Consider the following 17,059-nt stretch of genomic DNA (forward strand, 5'->3'; position numbering starts at 1 on the left):
CCCGGACGGCCTCCCCCTCTGTCATCTCAACCTGAGAGCTTCACCGGCCCACATACCGCCTGACCGGTTTTCACCGTCGGTGAGGAGGGGTTCCGGAGCTCTGCTCGCCCGTGGCCCACCCTGCTTTCCAGAGTGACCTCACCCGCACGGTACGTGTGCCTGAGAGATTCCGGGGAGGGTTTGCTCCTTCGGCGCCTCCGACAGCGTCGGCGGAGGACTCTCCCGCACGGGGTCTGCAGCCACAGTCAGCGTACCAGCGGTTCTGCCACGGGCGCGGGTCACGGGCGTTCGAGTGGCCGAGTGCGACGATGTGTCCTTTGGTAGGTAGCAACGGCCACTTGCCACCTGTGGGAGAGAGCGTGCAGACCGATATCGACCCGCGGACCCTGATCGGCCGCAAGGCATTCGACCGCGAGGGCGCCAAGATCGGCACCGTGGACGAGGTCTATCTCGACGACGCGACCGGCGAGCCCGAATGGGCGGCGGTACGCACCGGACTGTTCAGCCGGGACGTCTTCGTGCCGCTCGAACCGAGCGAGGTCGTCGGCGAAACCCTGCGGGTGCCGTACGACCGGGCGCTGATCAAGGACGCCCCGGACTTCGGCGTCGGCCGTCATCTCTCCCCCGAGCAGGAGCTACAGCTCTACCACCACTACGGCCTGGACGTCACCGGCTGACCCCACCCTCGCCGGCGCCCGCCACGGGGCCCGGACCCGCCGAGCCGGCCCCACCATGCCCCAGACCGGAGACGCCCCCACCCCGGCCCGCGACCTCGTCCGGGCCCACGGACCCGGCCGGACCACCGGCCCCAGACCCGGCAGTCTCGTCCCGGCCCGCAGCCTTCCCAGGGTCTGCGGGCTTTCCCCGGCCCACGACCTCCGCCGGACCCAAGGTCCCGCCCCGGCCCCAGCCCGCCACCTCGTCCGGACCTACAGACCCGACCGGACCGCTGCCCCCAGGACCGACGCCCCTGCCCCGGCCCGCAGCCTCCCCCAGTTCAGCGGATCCGACCGGGCCCATGCCCTGGTCCAGACCGCCGCTCCCAAAACCGACAGCCTCCTCCCGGCCCGCGACCTCCGCCGCATCCACGGACCCGCCCCGATCCGGGACCTCCTCCCGGCCCGCAGCGTCCGCCGCCTCCCCGACCCCGTCTCGGCCCGCGACCTCCGCCGGCCCCAAGGTCCCGCCCCGGCCCACGCCCTCCGCCGCATCCACGGACCCGCCCCGGCCCGCGATCTCGTCCGGGCCCACGGCGGCCTCGGCCGGGTGTTGGAGTGGCAGTGGGTCGGCCGGCTCCAGCGCCGGGTCGTCCACGGCGAACGTCCGTACCCGCCCCGGCCGCGACCACGGCTCCTCGAAGCGCACGGTCACCCGGCCCACTCCGCTCCCCTGCACCCAGCCCGCGCCGTACTCGGCGTGCCGCACATCGGAGCCCGGTAGCCAGCGCCGTGGCTTCCCGGCGCCCTCATGGGCCTCTCCCGCGCCCGCTTCCACGGGCTCCGGTATCTCGGGACCCGGTCCGCGCCGCGCGTCCTCCAGCGCCTCGTGAGCGGCCTGGGCAGCTTGCGCGGCCTGCGCGAAGAGGTCCTCCTGGGTGTAGTCCGCCAGACCGCTGACCCCCACCCCCAGCAGCCGCACCCCCGCCGTGGTGTCCACCCCGTCGATCAGCCGCGCCGCGGCCTCCCGCACCACGCCCGGATCGTCGGTCGGCCCGCGCAGGGTCTCCGAACGGGTCAGCGTGGAGAAGTCGTACCGCCGTACCTTGATCACGACCGTCCGGCCCGAGCGGCCCGCCTCGCGCAGCCGCCGCACACAGCGGTCGGCGAGCCGGGCGATCTCCAGCTGCACCCGGGTGCGGTCGGTGAGGTCGACGTCGAAGGTGTCCTCCACCGAGATGGACTTGGCGTCCCGCTCGGCGACGACGGGCCGCTCGTCCCGGCCGTTGGCCATCAGGAACAGCGATGCGCCGTGGGCCCGGCCCAGCAGCCGCACCAGCTCGGCCTCGCCCGCCTCCCGCGTCTCGGCCACGGTGTGGATCCCGGCCCGGCGCAGCGCCTCGGCCGTGGCGGGGCCAACGCCCGGAAGCGTCCGCACCGACATGGGGCCGAGCAGATCGCGCTCCGTCCCCGGCTCGATGACCGTCAGACCATCGGGCTTGGCCTGCTCCGAAGCGATCTTGGCGAGCATCTTCGATCCGGCGAGCCCCACCGACCCGGTCAGCCCGGTGACCGCCCTGATGTCGGTCCGCAGCCGCTCCCCCACAGCGCGCGCCGCCTTCGCGGTGGGCTCGGTGCCGCCCGCCTCCAGGTCCACGAACGCCTCGTCCAGGCTCAGCGGCTCCACCAGCGGCGAGAGAGTGTGCAGCAGGGCCATGACCTGATCGCTCACCTGCCGGTAGAGGGTGAAGCGGGGGGTGAGGAACGCCGCGTTCGGACACAGGCGGCGGGCCTGGGCCATCGCCATGGCCGAGTGCACCCCGAACACCCGGGCCTCGTAGGAGGCCGTGGCCACCACGCCACGCGGCCCGAGGCCGCCCACGACCACCGGCTTACCGCGCAGGCTGGGTTTGGCCGCCTGCTCCGCCGAGGCGTAGAAGGCGTCCATGTCCAGATGGAGAATCGTCGGCGTACCCCTCACATCTACCGATGCTGCCGCACACCACTGACAATGGGCGCCCGGGACACCTCCCAGGGGTAGCTGAGGGAGAACCGAACCTCGAAAAAACCGGGCCTCGAAAGGAGAAGCTCAGCCGACCCGGTTGCGGCGCGCCGCGAGCTCGTCGGCGGGGTTGGGCCGGATCAGCGTCTCGCCGGTGTCCACCCGCTCGCCGTGCAGCTGGGACAGCGCGCTCTCCACATCCCGCCAGACGACGCCCACGGCGATCCCGAAGACGCCCTGGCCGCCTTGGAGGAGGTCCACGACCTCGTCCGGGGAGGTGCACTCATAGACGGTCGCGCCGTCACTCATCAGCGTCATCTGGGCCAGGTCGTCGAGCTCCCGGGCGCGCAGGTGCGCCACCGCCGCCCGGATGTTCTGCAGCGACACGCCGGTGTCCAGCAGACGCTTCACGATCTTGAGGACGACCACGTCCCGGAAGCTGTAGAGCCGCTGGCTGCCCGAGCCATAGGCGGGGCGCACGCTCGGCTCGACCAGCCCGGTGCGGGCCCAGTAGTCCAGCTGGCGGTACGTGATGCCCGCGGCCGCGCATGCGGTGGGGCCGCGGTATCCGATCCGCTCCGTCCCCCCCGCGGCGGGCTCACGCGGCGGTGCGGCCTGTGCCGCGACCCGAGCCTTCAGTGCCGGATCGGCCGATGCGCTCCCCTGGAGCGCGTACGGACCTCCGGCCGCCGTGCCGTCGCCGGTGCTTCTCACGCCGACCTCCGTCCTCGACCTGCCATCTTGAAGGTAGGCAGTCACCCGGGGTGCGTCAACGATCGCCACACTCGGCACGCCGAGTGATAATCACCCTAAGGGTGGTTTCCCGTGTCCCTCGTCCGGGAAAGGCTACTCGAATGCGCGAGCGAGGACCGGCAGACCGCTCACTGGCTGCTGGTTCCGAAGTCCTCGGGCGAGATCTGGTCGAGGAACTCGCGGAACTTCTCCACCTCGTCCTCCTGCTCGTCCGGGATCGCGATACCCGCATCGTCCAGCACGCCGTCGCTGCCGTAGATCGGCGTTCCGGTGCGCAGCGCGAGCGCTATGGCGTCGGACGGCCGGGCGCTGACCTCCACGCCGCTGGCGAACACCAGCTCCGCGTAGAAGACGCCCTCCCGCAGATCCGTGATGCGAACCTCCGTGAGCTGCTGTCCGACTGCTTCGAGTACGTCTTTGAAAAGGTCATGGGTCAGCGGGCGCGCCGGAGCCATGCCCTGCTGAGCGAAGGCGATCGCGGTCGCCTCACCTGGTCCGATCCAGATGGGGAGGTAGCGGTCGCCTCCCACTTCACGCAGGAGCACGATCGGTTGGTTGGAGGGCATTTCCACCCGGACACCCACGACGTCGAGCTCGTTCACACAGCAACCCTAGGACGTGCCCGGCCGGTTTGGATAGTCGGGGCCCGGTCGGTCATCGCTCCTGGGCCCCCAAAGCCGACCGCACCAGGGCCTCGTGCAGCCGTACGGAGAGCGTGGCGAGCTCTCGCGCACTGGCCTCCGCATGCGCTCTGGTCTGCGGGTTTCTATGCAACCGCAGCGGGGCGACCACCTGCTCGACCATTCCGGCCTCGCGCTCGGCGGAAGCTTTCATGATTCTCAGGTGACGTGGTTCCAGGCCGAAACGACCGAGCTCGGCGATGAGCCGGGCGACAGTCACCGCCTCGATGTCGTACCCGCCGTCCGCGGTCGCCACGAGCAGCCCGTACGACTCCCATTCGGCCAGCTCCGCCTCGCTGACCTGGGCCGTTGCCAGCAGCTCGGCACGGCCCACCCGGGCGGCCGTGGGGCCGTCCGGAGCGGTCCCGGCGCCGCTGTCGAGCGGTCCGGGTTGCCGCGCCCCCTGCGAAACGGCAGGAAGCTGCAACGGTTCACCCCGCTCCAGGGCGTCCAGATGCTCCCGGATGACCTTGAGCGGCAGGTAGTGGTCACGCTGCATCCGGAGGATATGGCCGAGCCGCGCCACGTCCTGGCGGCTGAACTTGCGGTAGCCGGACGGCGTGCGCCGCGGCTCCACCAGACCCTCCGACTCCAAGAAGCGGATCTTGGAGATGGTGACCTCGGGGAACTCGTCCCGCAACAGATTCAGCACGGTGCCGATGCTCATCGACCGGCTGCCCGTGGTGGCGGTGCCGGTCCCGGCACCGCCCGACGGTGTCTGAAGCATGGACCTCCCCTGTACGGGTCAGATGCCGACGCCCCGCTGGCTCGGGTAGAAGACCAGCCGGTACTTACCGATCTGCACCTCGTCGCCGCTGGCCAGGACCACCGGCGCGTCGATCTGCTCCCGGTTGAGGTACGTGCCGTTGAGGCTGCCGACGTCCGCGACGGTGAAGCCGCCGTCCTGGCCGCGCCGGAACTCCACATGGCGGCGGGAGACCGTCACATCGTCCAGGAAGATGTCGCTCTGCGGGTGGCGGCCCGCCGTGGTGACATCACTGTCCAGCAGGAAGCGGCTGCCCGAGTTCGGTCCGCGGCGGACCACCAGCAGCGCCGATCCCATCGGCAGCGCCTCGACGGCGGCCTGCGCCTCCGGACTGAGCGACGGCAGCGGCGTCTGCCCGGTCACCTCGGAGTCGTACGCCTCGAGACCCGAGATCGAAATGGTGGAGGTGGTCTCCGAGGCACGCTCGGAGGCCGCGCCGCCCCGCAGCGGGGCACCGCAGTTGGAACAGAACCGGCTGGCCTCCGCGTTCCGGTGGCCGCACCGCTGACATACCGGCAAGCCGAACCCTCCACCACTGTGAGCGGCCGATGGCTCCTGGAAACCTATGGGGCCGGCCGCGGAGGGGTCAACGGACGGCGCGCCCTGCGCGCCGACCTGGTCCCGGAACAGCGGGCGCTCCTCGGTTCCCCCTCCACTCTCCTCCGCGGCACGCGAGGCGCGGTGGCGAGCGGTGCTGCTGCCGCCGTCCTGGCGGGCACTCTTGCCGAACAACTTCCCGAACAACTTCACGGGCGATTCCCCTTGACTGAAACAGACCCGCCCGTGGGGCAGGACAAACCCTCGATGCACACACCAGACGGCCCGGACATCCTCACAACGTCCGTGACCACCAGACAGTTTCCACCACGCGCGGATCTTCTGGTGCGTTGACCCCCCGCGTCCACATGGTCTCCCCGAGAGACCCTCATTTCGAACCGCCTCACCGTGATGACGACCGAGCGTAGTCAGGCCGCTTCGCCGATCGCAAGGCATCCACAACGATCTTCTTCTCCCGCTGCACGGACACAGTGGCCTGCTCCTTCTCCAGGCTCTGCACCACCCCACCGGGAATGTTCAGCGCCGGCTCCAGATCTTCCGGCTTGCCGATCACCTTCACAACGTACGGTTGCGTCACTTTCCGTCCATCGACCCGCACCGCACCTCCGCTGTCAGAGAAGTAGGTGCCGGCGACCACTCGCACATCGCCGATCTGGATCGCCTCGGCGCCGGCCGCGCGCAGTTCCTGGACCGTATCGAGCAGCATGTCCGACTCCACGGAGCCCGAGGGGTCGTCGATGGTGATCGTGATGCCGGGACCCTGTGCGGCCACCGTACCGGCGAGCACGCCCAGCTGCTGTTCCTTCTGGAGCGTCTGCTTGCGGGCCTCCTCGGCCTGGTCCGAGCTGTTCTCCAGCTCGGTCCGCTGGTTCTCCAGACGGCGCTTCTCGTCCTGGAGCCGCTGGGTGCGGGAGTCCAGCTCGTCGAGGATGCGGACCAGGTCCTCCTGGCGGGCGCCGCGCAGCACGCTGTTCTCGTTGGTCGAGCGCACCTGGATGGCGAGGCCCAGGCCGAGGCCGAAGAGCAGCAGGGCGACGATCAGCTGCGCGCGGGTCAGCCGCGGCGGCCACACGCCCTTCATCAGCCGCTGGCGGCCGGTGAGGGCCTCCTGTGGCCCCTGGTCGGCCTCGGGACCGGGAGCGGCCCCCGCGGGCTCTCCGGGCCCCCTCCTGGGCTCCTCGGCGGACCCGGCGCCCGCCCCCCGGGGGCCCTGCGGCCCGGTGGCCGCGGGCGCGCCCGCTGTGATGCGCCGGCCCTGGGCCTGGGGCGGCAGGGCCTCGGGCAGCACGGCCTTGGGCAGGGGCGTCCTGAGGGCGAGGTCCTTGAGGCCGCCGGGGCCGGGGGCGGCGGGCCTGCCGGGTTTCCGCGGTGCGCCGCGCCCGGACGTCTCCGGCCGTCGCGGCTGTCCGGACGTCCGCTGGGACTCCCCGGCCTCTCCGGCCTTTTCGGCGTGTCCCGGCTTTTCGGTCTTTTCGGCCTTCTCGGCCCGTCGCGGCGGTTCGGCCGGCTGCCGCGGCCTCTCGGCCCGCGGTCGATTTTCGGCCGACCGCGGCTTCCCAGCCCGCACCGTCTCGACCTGTGCCGTCTCGACCTGTGCCGTCTCGGCCCGCGCCGTCTCGGCCCGCGGTTTCTCGGTCTGCGGTCTCTCGGCCTGCGGCTTCCCTGCCTGCGGTTCCTCGGGACGTCCGGGCTTCTCCGGGGTGTCGTCGGTCGTCATCGGCCTCACGCCCGGAACACATGGCGGCGGATCGCGGCCGCGTTGGAGAAGATCCGGATACCGAGCACGACCACGACTCCCGTCGACAGCTGGGCACCGACGCCGAGCTTGTCACCGAGGAAGACGATCAGTGCGGCCACCACCACATTGGACAGGAACGATACGACGAAGACCTTGTCGTCGAAGATTCCGTCCAGCATCGCCCGGAAGCCGCCGAAGACCGCGTCGAGTGCCGCCACGACGGCGATCGGCAGATAGGGCTCGACCACCGTCGGCACCACGGGTCGGACCACAAGTCCCACCACGACTCCCACGACGAGCCCCAATACGGCGATCACGATGTGCCCTTCCCTGTGTCGGCGTCACCCTTGCCGGAGCCACCGGCTATCGGTTCCGCGGTACGTACGATCAGACTCGGCGCGGCCGGAAGCCGGAGCGAGTCCTGGGCGGAGATGCTCGTGCGGATGTCATAGTTCTGCTGCAACACATGCAGGTACTGTCCGTCCGCACTGTCCTGGAAAGCGGTGCTCAGCCGCTGCCCGTCCCCCACCGCGAGCACCGTATACGGCGGTGCCAGCGGCTTGTTGTCGACCAGTATGGCGTCTCCCGCGGCCCTGATCGCCGAGAGCGCCGTCAGCCGCTGCCCGTTGATCGAGATGGCCTCCGCGCCCGACTCCCACAGACCGTTGACGACGCGCTGCATATCGTGGTCGCGCACCCGCCCGGTGTCGGAGAAGTCGGCGCTCCCCCGTGGTCCCCCGCCGCTGCTGGTCGCCTCCTTGGCGTCGTTGACCACCAACTTCACCCCGGGCCCCGTCACCTCGTCGGCCCCCGAGAGCAGTGCCACCAGATCGGCCTTGGCCCCGCCGTCCTTCTCCAGTGCCTGCCGCTGCTTCTCCCCGACCTCGCCGCGGAGCTTGTCCACGCTCTTGGCGAGCTTGTCCGCGTTCGAGTTCCCCGTCTCGATGCGGTCGATCAGTTCTTCCCGCTCCTTGGCCAGCGTCGGCGCCGATATCCGGGCCTCGGCGGCGCCGATGGTGATGACGACCGCGACCAGGACGAGACCGAGCGCCAGCCCCAGTTTGGCCCGCACGGTGCGCGGCAGCCCCGAGCGCCCGGTCTCCCCGCGCCGCGCGGCGGCCTCCGCGTAACCGTCGTCGAGGCTGTGGTCCATCACATTGGTCAGCAGCGACATGGACGCGTCCAGACGCGGGCGCGGGCGCGGCGAGGCTGTGCTCCGAACGGGGGGCTGCTGCGACATGCCGCACATCGTCGCACGTCGGGGCCGCCGCCACCCAATGGCCCCTCCGGCGTGCCGAATCCGGGGGCGGGGGACGGCGCCCCGACGCGCTCAGACGTGCGCGAACGCCCGCGGCGTCAGCGCCCCGCGCTGTCCACGACGGTCGACCATTCGTCCAGCAGAGCCTGCGCGGACGCGTCGTCCGGGCCCTCCGCCCACAGGTGGGTGACGGCCTCGGCCGGGTCGGGCAGCACCATGACCCACCGCCCGTCGGTCTCCACGACCCGCACCCCGTCGGTGGTGTCCACGTCGCGGTCGCCCGCGGCCTCCACCACATGCCGCATGACCAGACCCTTGACCGCCCACGGGGTGGCCAGATCGCGTCGCTGGACATGCGCCCGCGGAATGCGCGCATCGATCTGACTCAGCGTCAGCTGAGTGCGCGCCACCAGCCCGATCAGCCGGACGAAGGCGGCCGTACCGTCGAAGACACTGCTGAACTCGGGGATGATGAACCCGCCGCGCCCGTCACCGCCGAAGACGGTGGACTCCGACCGGGCGACCCGGGTCAGATCGTCCGCCGCGGTGGTCGTCCACTCCACCTGTGTGCCGTGGTACGCCGCGACCTGCTCGGCGATACGGGTGGTGGTCACCGGTAGCGCCACCCGCCCGCTGCGCCGCTCCGCGGCCACCAGGTCGAGCATTACCAGCAGCGCCCGGTCGTCCTCCACGATGCGGCCCCGCTCGTCGACGAGCGAGAACCGCTCACCGACCGGGTCGAACCGCACCCCGAAGGCCGCACGCGCCGAGGCGACGATCTCGCCGAGCCGGGCCAGCCCCGACCGCCGGGCGTCGGCGGTCTCGGTCGGCCGCGATTCGTCCAGTCCGGGGTTGATCGTCAGCGCGTCCACCCCGAGCCGGCCCAGCAGGCTCGGGAGCACCAGCCCGGCGCTTCCGTTGGCGGCGTCCACGACGACCTTGAGGCCCGACTCGGCGATACCGCTGATATCCACGGCGCGCAGCAGCGAGCCCGTGTACGAGTCGAAGACGCTCGACGGGAAGCTGAGGTCACCGATCTCGCCCGGGAAGGCCCGCCGGTACTCCTGGCGCGCGTACACCCGGTCCAGCTTCCGCTGGCGGGCCGCGGACAGATCGGCGCCCCGCTCGTCGAAGAACATGATGTCCACCGAGTCGGGCACCCCGGGCGAGGTCCGGATCATGAAGCCGCCGGCGCTGCCGCGCGCGGTCTGCTGCCGGGCCACCGGCAGCGGTACGTTCTCCAGATCCCGTACGTCGATGGCGCTGGTCTGGAGGGCGGAGATCATGGCCCGTTTGAGCGCCCGCGCGCCCCTGGAGTGGTCACGCGCCGTGGTGACCGTGGAACCCTTCTTGAGGGTCGTCGCATACGCCCCCGCGAGCCGCACCGCGAGCTCCGGGGTGATCTCGACGTTGAGGATGCCGGAGACACCGCGGGCGCCGAACAGATGCGCCTGCCCCCGGGACTCCCAGATCACCGAGGTATTGACGAACGCGCCCGCCTCGATGGTCTTGAACGGATAGACCCGGACATTGCCCTGGACGATCGATTCCTCACCGATCAGACACTCATCGCCGATGACCGCACCGTCCTCGATCCGGGCGGCGCGCATGATGTCGGTGTTCTTGCCGATGACGCAGCCGCGCAGATTGCTCTGCTGGCCGACGTACACGTTGTCGTGCACGACCGCCTTGTGCAGGAAGGCTCCGCTCTTCACGACGACATTGGAGCCGACGACGGTGTGCTCACGGATTTCAGCACCGGCCTCGACCTTGGCGTAGTCGCCGATGTAGAGCGGACCGCGGAGCACGGCCTCCGAGTGCACGTCCGCCCCTTCGGCAACCCATACGCCGGGCGAGATCTCGAAGCCGTCGAGTTCGACGTCGACCTTGCCCTCAAGGACGTCCGCCTGGGCCTTCACATAGCTCTCATGCGTGCCGACGTCCTCCCAGTAGCCCTCGGCGACATAACCGAAGATGGGCTTGCCTTCCTTCATCAGCTGGGGGAAGACATCTCCGGACCAGTCGACCGGAACATCGGCCTCGACATAGTCGAACACCTCCGGCTCCATGACGTAGATGCCGGTGTTGACCGTATCGGAGAAGACCTGGCCCCAGGTGGGCTTCTCCAGGAAGCGCTCGACCTTTCCGGCCTCGTCGACGATGGTGATACCGAACTCGAGGGGATTGGGGACGCGCGTCAGACAGACGGTGACAAGGGCACCCTTTTCCTTATGGAAATTGATCAGATCCGTGAGGTCGAAATCCGTCAGGGCATCGCCCGAGATCACCAGGAAAGTGTCGTCCTTGAGTGCCTCTTCCGCGTTCTTGACGCTGCCGGCGGTGCCGAGTGGCTTCTCCTCGTTGGCGTACGTGAGCTCCATGCCGAGCTCCTCGCCGTCACCGAAGTAGTTCTTGACCAGGGACGCGAGGAACTGAACAGTCACCACGGTCTCACTGAGACCATGCCGCTTCAGCAGCCGCAGCACATGCTCCATGATCGGCCGGTTGGCCACGGGCAGCAGCGGTTTGGGCATGGTCGAGGTCATCGGGCGCAGACGAGTTCCCTCGCCCCCTGCCATCACGACGGCCTTCATGTCGGAAGCGTCCTCCTTGAAGAGACGACGGTCATGCCGACCGCGCACGCCCGATGGCCCTTACAGCTACCGCGCTACGGGCCCCGGCCTCTATAACGCCGCTTCGGCGAGCTCAGTCGGCCGCGGTGTCCGCCCTGACAAGTCGGCGGACCTGAACCACGTAGAGGACTCCTGCCCACCAATAGAGTGTTGTACCCCATCCGGCGAACGCCCATCCGAAAATCGCGGCGGTCGTGTGAAGCAGGCCACTTCCCTCACTCAGAAGGAGCAAGGGGAAGGCGTACATCAGGTTGAAGGTGGCCGCCTTGCCGAGGAAGTTCACCTGGGGCGGTGGATAGCCGTGCCGCCGGAGGATGCCCACCATCACAAGCAGCACCAGCTCGCGCGCGAGAAGGACCGCGGTCAGCCAGAGGGGCAGGATCTCGCGCCAGGTGAGACCGACGAGAGTCGACAAAATGTAGAGGCGGTCGGCCGCCGGGTCCAGAAGCCGGCCAAGACTGCTGATCTGGTTCCAGCGCCGGGCCAGCTTCCCGTCGAGATAGTCGCTGACCCCGCTGAGCGCCAGTACCAGCAGCGCCCAGCCGTCGCTGTTGGGCCCGCCGAACTCGGGCCGAAGGATCAGCCATAGGAAAAGCGGCACACCGACGAGGCGCGCAGCGCTGAGGATGTTCGGGATGGTGAGCACACGATCCGTCTGGACCCGTGTCTCCTGTACCTCCACCCGGGAGCCTCCCGTGAGAAACAGGCCGATGATGCCCCATGACTCTACCGGTAGGGCCACATGGGCCCCGCACCGGGGCGTACCGGGCAGGACACGAAAAAGACCCCGATGGGAAATCAACTTCCCATCGGGGTCTTTTCAAGAATTGTTCGGCGGCGTCCTACTCTCCCACAGGGTCCCCCCTGCAGTACCATCGGCGCTGAAAGGCTTAGCTTCCGGGTTCGGAATGTAACCGGGCGTTTCCCTAACGCTATGACCACCGAAACACTATGAAGATAAAACCGGAAACAACACGGTTCATTACTTCAGAACCAACACAGTGGACGCGAGCAACTGAGGACAAGCCCTCGGCCTATTAGTACCAGTCAACTCCACCGGTCACCCGGCTTCCATATCTGGCCTATCAACCCAGTCGTCTACTGGGAGCCTTAACCCCTCAAGGAGGTGGGAGCCCTCATCTCGAAGCAGGCTTCCCGCTTAGATGCTTTCAGCGGTTATCCCTCCCGAACGTAGCCAACCAGCCATGCCCTTGGCAGAACAACTGGCACACCAGAGGTTCGTCCGTCCCGGTCCTCTCGTACTAGGGACAGCCCTTCTCAAGACTCCTACGCGCACAGCGGATAGGGACCGAACTGTCTCACGACGTTCTAAACCCAGCTCGCGTACCGCTTTAATGGGCGAACAGCCCAACCCTTGGGACCGACTCCAGCCCCAGGATGCGACGAGCCGACATCGAGGTGCCAAACCATCCCGTCGATATGGACTCTTGGGGAAGATCAGCCTGTTATCCCCGGGGTACCTTTTATCCGTTGAGCGACGGCGCTTCCACAAGCCACCGCCGGATCACTAGTCCCGACTTTCGTCCCTGCTCGACCCGTCGGTCTCACAGTCAAGCTCCCTTGTGCACTTACACTCAACACCTGATTGCCAACCAGGCTGAGGGAACCTTTGGGCGCCTCCGTTACCCTTTAGGAGGCAACCGCCCCAGTTAAACTACCCACCAGACACTGTCCCTGATCCGGATCACGGACCCAGGTTAGACATCCAGCACGACCAGAGTGGTATTTCAACAACGACTCCACCACAACTGGCGTTGCGGCTTCACAGTCTCCCACCTATCCTACACAAGCCGAACCGAACACCAATATCAAGCTGTAGTAAAGGTCCCGGGGTCTTTCCGTCCTGCTGCGCGAAACGAGCATCTTTACTCGTAGTGCAATTTCACCGGGCCTATGGTTGAGACAGTCGAGAAGTCGTTACGCCATTCGTGCAGGTCGGAACTTACCCGACAAGGAATTTCGCTACCTTAGGATGGTTATAGTTACCACCGCCGTTTACTGGCGCTTAAGTTCTCAGCTTCGCGGAGTCGAAACCCCACTAACCGGTCCCCTTAACGTTCCAGCACCGGGCAGGCGTCAGTCCGTATACATCGCCTTACGGCTTCGCACGGACCTGTGTTTTTAGTAAACAGTCGCTTCTCGCTGGTCTCTGCGGCCACCACCAGCTCCGAGTGCAAAACCCATCACCAGCAATGGCCCCCCTTCTCCCGAAGTTACGGGGGCATTTTGCCGAGTTCCTTAACCATAGTTCACCCGAACGCCTCGGTATTCTCTACCTGACCACCTGAGTCGGTTTAGGGTACGGGCCGCCATGAAACTCGCTAGAGGCTTTTCTCGACAGCATAGGATCATCCACTTCACCACAATCGGCTCGGCATCAGGTCTCAGACATAAGCAAGACGGATTTACCTACCTTGCGTCCTACACCCTTACCCCGGGACAACCACCGCCCGGGCTGGACTACCTTCCTGCGTCACCCCATCACTCACCTACTACAGGTCTGGACCGTCGGCTCCACCACTCCCCTTCACCCGAAGGATCCAGGGCGGCTTCACGGACTTAGCATCGCCTGGTTCAGCGTTGGCGCTTCAAAGCGGGTACCGGAATATCAACCGGTTGTCCATCGACTACGCCTGTCGGCCTCGCCTTAGGTCCCGACTTACCCTGGGCAGATCAGCTTGACCCAGGAACCCTTAGTCAATCGGCGCACACGTTTCCCACGTGTGAATCGCTACTCATGCCTGCATTCTCACTCGTGAACCATCCACAACTCGCTTACACGGCTGCTTCACCCGGCACACGACGCTCCCCTACCCATCACAGCCCCCGTTAGGGGTACATACTGCAATGACACGACTTCGGCGGTACGCTTGAGCCCCGCTACATTGTCGGCGCGGAATCACTTGACCAGTGAGCTATTACGCACTCTTTCAAGGATGGCTGCTTCTAAGCCAACCTCCTGGTTGTCTCTGCGACTCCACATCCTTTCCCACTTAGCGTACGCTTAGGGGCCTTAGTCGATGCTCTGGGCTGTTTCCCTCTCGACCATGGAGCTTATCCCCCACAGTCTCACTGCCGCGCTCTCACTTACCGGCATTCGGAGTTTGGCTAAGGTCAGTAACCCGGTAGGGCCCATCGCCTATCCAGTGCTCTACCTCCGGCAAGAAACACACGACGCTGCACCTAAATGCATTTCGGGGAGAACCAGCTATCACGGAGTTTGATTGGCCTTTCACCCCTAACCACAGGTCATCCCCCAGGTTTTCAACCCTGGTGGGTTCGGTCCTCCACGAAGTCTTACCTCCGCTTCAACCTGCCCATGGCTAGATCACTCCGCTTCGGGTCTTGAGCGTGCTACTCAAACGCCCTCTTCGGACTCGCTTTCGCTACGGCTCCCCCACACGGGTTAACCTCGCAACACACCGCAAACTCGCAGGCTCATTCTTCAAAAGGCACGCAGTCACGACGCAGAGACAAGTCTCTGCGCGACGCTCCCACGGCTTGTAGGCACACGGTTTCAGGTACTATTTCACTCCGCTCCCGCGGTACTTTTCACCATTCCCTCACGGTACTATCCGCTATCGGTCACCAGGGAATATTTAGGCTTAGCGGGTGGTCCCGCCAGATTCACACGGGATTTCTCGGGCCCCGTGCTACTTGGGAAACAAGCAAGCAAGTTGCTGACATTTCAGCTACGGGGGTCTTACCCTCTACGCCGGGCCTTTCGCATGCCCTTCGCCTATATCAACAATTTCTGACTCACCCAGCCGCCGGCAGACGACTGAAGCTCGCTCCCACAACCCCGCATGCGCAACCCCTGCCGGGTATCACACACATACGGTTTAGCCTCATCCAGTTTCGCTCGCCACTACTCCCGGAATCACGGTTGTTTTCTCTTCCTGCGGGTACTGAGATGTTTCACTTCCCCGCGTTCCCTCCACATACCCTATGTGTTCAGGTATGGGTGACAGCCCATGACGACTGCCGGGTTTCCCCATTCGGACACCCCCGGATCACAGCTCGGTTGACAGCTCCCCGGGGCCTATCGCGGCCTCCCACGTCCTTCATCGGTTCCTGGTGCCAAGGCATCCACCGTGCGCCCTTAAAAACTTGGCCACAGATGCTCGCGTCCACTGTGCAGTTCTCAAACAACGACCCGTACCCCGTCACCCACACTCACGTGCAGTCACCAGGACCGGCCGAAGGAACAAGCGAAACCCTCTTCGCCCGTACCCTCAGACACCCAACAGCGTGCCCGACCCGACCGCACCCGATCATCCCGTTCCACACCCCCGAAGAGGCAGTACTGAAGACACCAGGCCAACGGCCGTGCCGAATAGTCAACGTTCCACCCATGAGCAACCGTGCGAGACATTCGCTCGCAGTCGGCTATGTGCTCCTTAGAAAGGAGGTGATCCAGCCGCACCTTCCGGTACGGCTACCTTGTTACGACTTCGTCCCAATCGCCAGTCCCACCTTCGACGGCTCCCCCCACAAGGGTTGGGCCACCGGCTTCGGGTGTTACCGACTTTCGTGACGTGACGGGCGGTGTGTACAAGGCCCGGGAACGTATTCACCGCAGCAATGCTGATCTGCGATTACTAGCGACTCCGACTTCATGGGGTCGAGTTGCAGACCCCAATCCGAACTGAGACCGGCTTTTTGAGATTCGCTCCACCTCACGGCTTCGCAGCTCATTGTACCGGCCATTGTAGCACGTGTGCAGCCCAAGACATAAGGGGCATGATGACTTGACGTCGTCCCCACCTTCCTCCGAGTTGACCCCGGCAGTCTCCTGTGAGTCCCCATCACCCCGAAAGGCATGCTGGCAACACAGAACAAGGGTTGCGCTCGTTGCGGGACTTAACCCAACATCTCACGACACGAGCTGACGACAGCCATGCACCACCTGTACACCGACCACAAGGGGGCACCCATCTCTGAGTGTTTCCGATGTATGTCAAGCCTTGGTAAGGTTCTTCGCGTTGCGTCGAATTAAGCCACATGCTCCGCCGCTTGTGCGGGCCCCCGTCAATTCCTTTGAGTTTTAGCCTTGCGGCCGTACTCCCCAGGCGGGGAACTTAATGCGTTAGCTGCGGCACGGACAACGTGGAATGTCGCCCACACCTAGTTCCCAACGTTTACGGCGTGGACTACCAGGGTATCTAATCCTGTTCGCTCCCCACGCTTTCGCTCCTCAGCGTCAGTATCGGCCCAGAGATCCGCCTTCGCCACCGGTGTTCCTCCTGATATCTGCGCATTTCACCGCTACACCAGGAATTCCGATCTCCCCTACCGAACTCTAGCCTGCCCGTATCGAATGCAGACCCGGAGTTAAGCCCCGGGCTTTCACATCCGACGCGACAAGCCGCCTACGAGCTCTTTACGCCCAATAATTCCGGACAACGCTTGCGCCCTACGTATTACCGCGGCTGCTGGCACGTAGTTAGCCGGCGCTTCTTCTGCAGGTACCGTCACTTGCGCTTCTTCCCTGCTGAAAGAGGTTTACAACCCGAAGGCCGTCATCCCTCACGCGGCGTCGCTGCATCAGGCTTGCGCCCATTGTGCAATATTCCCCACTGCTGCCTCCCGTAGGAGTCTGGGCCGTGTCTCAGTCCCAGTGTGGCCGGTCGCCCTCTCAGGCCGGCTACCCGTCGTCGCCTTGGTAGGCCATCACCCCACCAACAAGCTGATAGGCCGCGGGCTCATCCTGCACCGCCGGAGCTTTCCACCACCAGACCATGCGGTCAGCGGTCATATCCGGTATTAGACCCCGTTTCCAGGGCTTGTCCCAGAGTGCAGGGCAGATTGCCCACGTGTTACTCACCCGTTCGCCACTAATCCCCGGCCGAAACCGGTTCATCGTTCGACTTGCATGTGTTAAGCACGCCGCCAGCGTTCGTCCTGAGCCAGGATCAAACTCTCCGTGAATGCTTCCGGGATATCCCGGCAAACACTGCACGAGAGCGGAACAGAACCGGAGGAATAATCCAG

11 protein-coding genes, 3 rRNA genes and 2 riboswitches are annotated in these 17,059 nt (G+C 66.2%); of the genes, 1 reads left to right on the forward strand and 13 read right to left on the reverse strand.

The genetic code is table 11. The features are described from left to right. Positions 1-11: 11 nt before the first annotated feature. Positions 12-136, reverse strand: a riboswitch (glycine riboswitch). Between the two features lies 1 nt (position 137). Continuing rightward, a riboswitch (glycine riboswitch) is annotated at positions 138-235 on the reverse strand. Positions 236-347: 112 nt separating this feature from the next. Continuing rightward, on the forward strand, positions 348-677 hold the full coding sequence (locus N6H00_RS06110) for a PRC-barrel domain-containing protein (RefSeq protein WP_268976853.1): 330 nt from the start codon (positions 348-350) through the stop codon (positions 675-677). Here N6H00_RS06110 and N6H00_RS06115 read toward each other — a convergent pair. The 13 genes from N6H00_RS06115 to N6H00_RS06175 form a co-directional block, all read right to left on the reverse strand. Continuing rightward, positions 667-2,637 (reverse strand): DNA polymerase IV, encoded by a 1,971-nt coding sequence (locus N6H00_RS06115; RefSeq protein ID WP_268970539.1) that lies wholly within the window; start codon positions 2,635-2,637, stop codon positions 667-669. The two genes, N6H00_RS06110 and N6H00_RS06115, sit on opposite strands and share 11 nt — an antisense overlap. Before the next feature lie 108 nt (positions 2,638-2,745). Next, positions 2,746-3,372, reverse strand: a complete 627-nt coding sequence (locus N6H00_RS06120; protein WP_268970540.1) for a MerR family transcriptional regulator — start codon at positions 3,370-3,372, stop codon at positions 2,746-2,748. Positions 3,373-3,539: 167 nt separating this feature from the next. Further along, positions 3,540-4,013 (reverse strand): bifunctional nuclease family protein, encoded by a 474-nt coding sequence (locus N6H00_RS06125; protein WP_014058684.1) that lies wholly within the window; start codon positions 4,011-4,013, stop codon positions 3,540-3,542. Positions 4,014-4,065: 52 nt separating this feature from the next. Beyond that, positions 4,066-4,818, reverse strand: coding sequence for a transcriptional regulator FtsR (ftsR, locus tag N6H00_RS06130; protein WP_268970543.1), 753 nt, complete (start codon positions 4,816-4,818; stop codon positions 4,066-4,068). Positions 4,819-4,836: 18 nt separating this feature from the next. Continuing rightward, entirely contained in the window at positions 4,837-5,667 is an 831-nt protein-coding gene (locus tag N6H00_RS06135) for an FHA domain-containing protein (RefSeq protein WP_268970544.1), read from the reverse strand. A gap of 130 nt (positions 5,668-5,797) precedes the next feature. Beyond that, entirely contained in the window at positions 5,798-6,703 is a 906-nt protein-coding gene (locus N6H00_RS06140) for a DUF881 domain-containing protein (RefSeq protein WP_268976854.1), read from the reverse strand. A 434-nt stretch (positions 6,704-7,137) separates the two neighbouring features. Continuing rightward, positions 7,138-7,470: a small basic family protein gene (locus tag N6H00_RS06145; protein WP_065966735.1), complete on the reverse strand. Its 333-nt coding sequence runs from the start codon at positions 7,468-7,470 to the stop codon at positions 7,138-7,140. Then, positions 7,467-8,393 (reverse strand): DUF881 domain-containing protein, encoded by a 927-nt coding sequence (locus tag N6H00_RS06150; protein ID WP_268970545.1) that lies wholly within the window; start codon positions 8,391-8,393, stop codon positions 7,467-7,469. Before N6H00_RS06150 ends, N6H00_RS06145 begins: the two co-directional genes overlap by 4 nt. A gap of 116 nt (positions 8,394-8,509) precedes the next feature. Next, entirely contained in the window at positions 8,510-11,005 is a 2,496-nt protein-coding gene (locus N6H00_RS06155) for a mannose-1-phosphate guanyltransferase (RefSeq protein WP_268970546.1), read from the reverse strand. 112 nt (positions 11,006-11,117) lie between these two features. Next, entirely contained in the window at positions 11,118-11,726 is a 609-nt protein-coding gene (locus N6H00_RS06160; protein WP_268970547.1) for a CDP-alcohol phosphatidyltransferase family protein, read from the reverse strand. Between the two features lie 147 nt (positions 11,727-11,873). Next, a 5S ribosomal RNA gene (gene rrf, locus N6H00_RS06165) occupies positions 11,874-11,990 on the reverse strand. 71 nt (positions 11,991-12,061) lie between these two features. Next, positions 12,062-15,181, reverse strand: a 23S ribosomal RNA gene (locus tag N6H00_RS06170). Between the two features lie 288 nt (positions 15,182-15,469). Then, positions 15,470-16,996: ribosomal RNA gene (locus N6H00_RS06175) — 16S ribosomal RNA — on the reverse strand. The 16S, 23S and 5S rRNA genes sit together here, the layout of an rRNA operon. Positions 16,997-17,059: the final 63 nt, after the last annotated feature.

Source organism: Streptomyces sp. S465, assembly GCF_026898115.1.
GTDB lineage: Bacteria > Actinomycetota > Actinomycetes > Streptomycetales > Streptomycetaceae > Streptomyces > Streptomyces luomodiensis.